Origin of the sequence: Mastigocladopsis repens PCC 10914 (genome assembly GCF_000315565.1) — a bacterium.
Classification (GTDB): domain Bacteria; phylum Cyanobacteriota; class Cyanobacteriia; order Cyanobacteriales; family Nostocaceae; genus Mastigocladopsis; species Mastigocladopsis repens.
Window position 1 is genome coordinate 303,280 of the sequence record NZ_JH992900.1, and the last position, 2,500, is coordinate 305,779.

Consider the following 2,500-nt stretch of genomic DNA (forward strand, 5'->3'; position numbering starts at 1 on the left):
TTGTCTGTCTGCACTGTTGATCAGCACAGTCAATTCGTTCTTGGTTCTGATGATTTGGTTGAGAAGCTCATCCACCTTGATGTTGATGATATTGGCGACCTGAGTGTTGAATGTGTCTCTGTCGCCTATTATGTTGATCACTTCATCAACGTACTGTCTCACCAGACTTAGGAATGTCTGATTCCACTCGTTGCGGACGCTGTCAATCTTGATATCAATATCTCTGTAGACGTTATTAATCTTGTTGTTAATTTCCGTACTGTTGGCAACCAAGTTGACAATCTCGTTGTTAATTTCAACGTTGTTGGTTACATTTTGCTGTAAGCGTCGGTCGATGTACTGATTTAATCCCTCATTGTTATTCACAATGTTCTGGGTAATTACAGAAATGTAATTTCGTACCTTTTGCTCATAAGTGTTGTCAATTTGCTGGCTGACGTATTGGTTTAGTTCAATATTGTTATTGACAAGCTTCTGAGTAATAACTCTGTTGAATGTCTCTGTGCCACCGATGATGTTGCTCAATTCATCCACGTGCTGTGTAGCCAGATTGATGAATGTCCGATTCCACTCGTTGCGTAAGCTCTCAATCTTGTTGTTAATTTCAGTACTGTTGGCAACTAAGTTGACAATGTTGTTGTTCACTTCAGTGTTGCTGGTGACGCTGTGCTGTAAGCGCTGGTCGATGTACTGGTTGAATTCCTCATTGTTATTGACAAGCTTCTGAATAATGAGTCTGTTGAATGTCTCTGTACCGCCGATGATGTTGCTCAGTTCATCCACGTGCTGTGTAGCCAGATTGATGAATGTCTGATTCCACTCGTTGCGGAGGTTGGAAATCTTGTTGTTAATTTCAGTGCTGTTGGCAACGAAGTTGACAATGTTGTTGTTAACTTCAGTGTTGTTAGTGACACTGTGCTGTAAACGCTGGTCGAAGTACTGATTTAACTCCTCATTGTTATTGACAATGTTGTGAGTAATTGCAGAGATGTGATTTTGTACTTTTTGCTCAAAAGTGTTATCAATTTGCTGGCTGACATACTGGTCAAGGTCAGTATTGTTATTGACAATATTCTGAGTAATTAGGTTGACGTTATTGCGTACCTTTTGCTCGAAGGAGGAGTCAATTTGCTGATCGACATGCCGATCAATGTACTGGTTGAGTTCCTGCTTATTGACAAGGTTGTTGATAATTAATTCGACGTTGTTACGTATCTTTTGCTCAAAGGAGGAGTCGATTTGCTGATCGACATGTCGATCAATGTACTGGTTGAGTTCCTGCTTACGTACAACGTTGTTGACGATTAATCCAATGTTATTACGTATCTTTTGGTCGAAGATTTGGTCGATTTGCTGATCGATATGCCGATCAATGTACTGGTTGAGTTCCTGCTTATTTAAAATGTTGTTGATAATTAATCCGATGTTGTTACGTATCCTTTGCTCAAAGGTTTGGTCAACATACTGGTTGATCTGCTGGTTAATTCTCTTCGATATCTCAACGTTAATCCTATCTTCCACTAGCCTATCTAAGTAGCTAGACCAGCTTTGCAATTGCTGGTTCAGACTGAACTCCATCTGCTCCTGATAGGCATCCATCGTAAACCTGACTTTTGCGACTTCTACAGCCAGGTTCTTGAAGTGCTTCTCGTAGTTCTTCAGCAGCCACTGTTCGAGCTGATCCCAATACTTAGCCTCGAGTGTTACATCGTTTTCATCTATTACATTGATAGATGCATCAATCTGCTGTAACTGCTCCTCCCACTTTTTCTTGAACTCGTCTTCGTTAAAGCGGAAGGTGAACTGTGTCGAGCTGTTCGCACCGACTGCTTCACGACTGACAGATCCACCAGATCCACCTGTTGTGCCTTGAATATTTGTTACATTCTCCGTCGAGCTGTTCGCACCGACTGCTTCACGACTGACAGATCCACCTGTACCTATAACTGTCACACTGTTTGTAACAGTCCTGGTTGTAGTAGTCTGTCCTTGCCTCTGTTGTGTAACGTTATTATTCTCTTGCTTTTTATAGTTAAGAGCCAGTTCAGTTGCACTCACTGGCTCTATTGCCAAAATAATTTGCCCTTCGTTATCTTCCTTGTAGGTGTCAAAAAATAAACCTGTCAAGGTAGTTTTTTCTTTGACCTCTAAAACGATTTCATCTTTCAAACCATTCAATGAAGTCCAAGTTTCTTCAACTTCAATGCCTGTTAGGTTTGTAATAAGTTTTCCGCCTTTGACCCAAAGTAAAGCCCAAGGTTCGATGTCAAACTTCTTGTTGTCTGACCAATAAGTTGCATTGCCTTCACGAATTTTGAGGCGATAGTTTCCGGGATTTAATTCAATGAAGTTAGCGCCTGATTGCTTTAAACTGGACAAGGTATTTTCATCCAGCACATAACAGTTGCGTTTGCTGTCTACTGTTAAAGTTTGAGGGTTGAAAAATGGCTTATTACTGGTAATTGAAAGATTAATTGAACCACTATTATCATCAGTGTTA

General features: G+C 40.6%; 1 pseudogene. It reads right to left on the bottom strand.

The window, feature by feature from the left end:
* A pseudogene (locus MAS10914_RS34820) lies at positions 1-2,500 on the bottom strand (hypothetical protein); the annotation flags it as partial.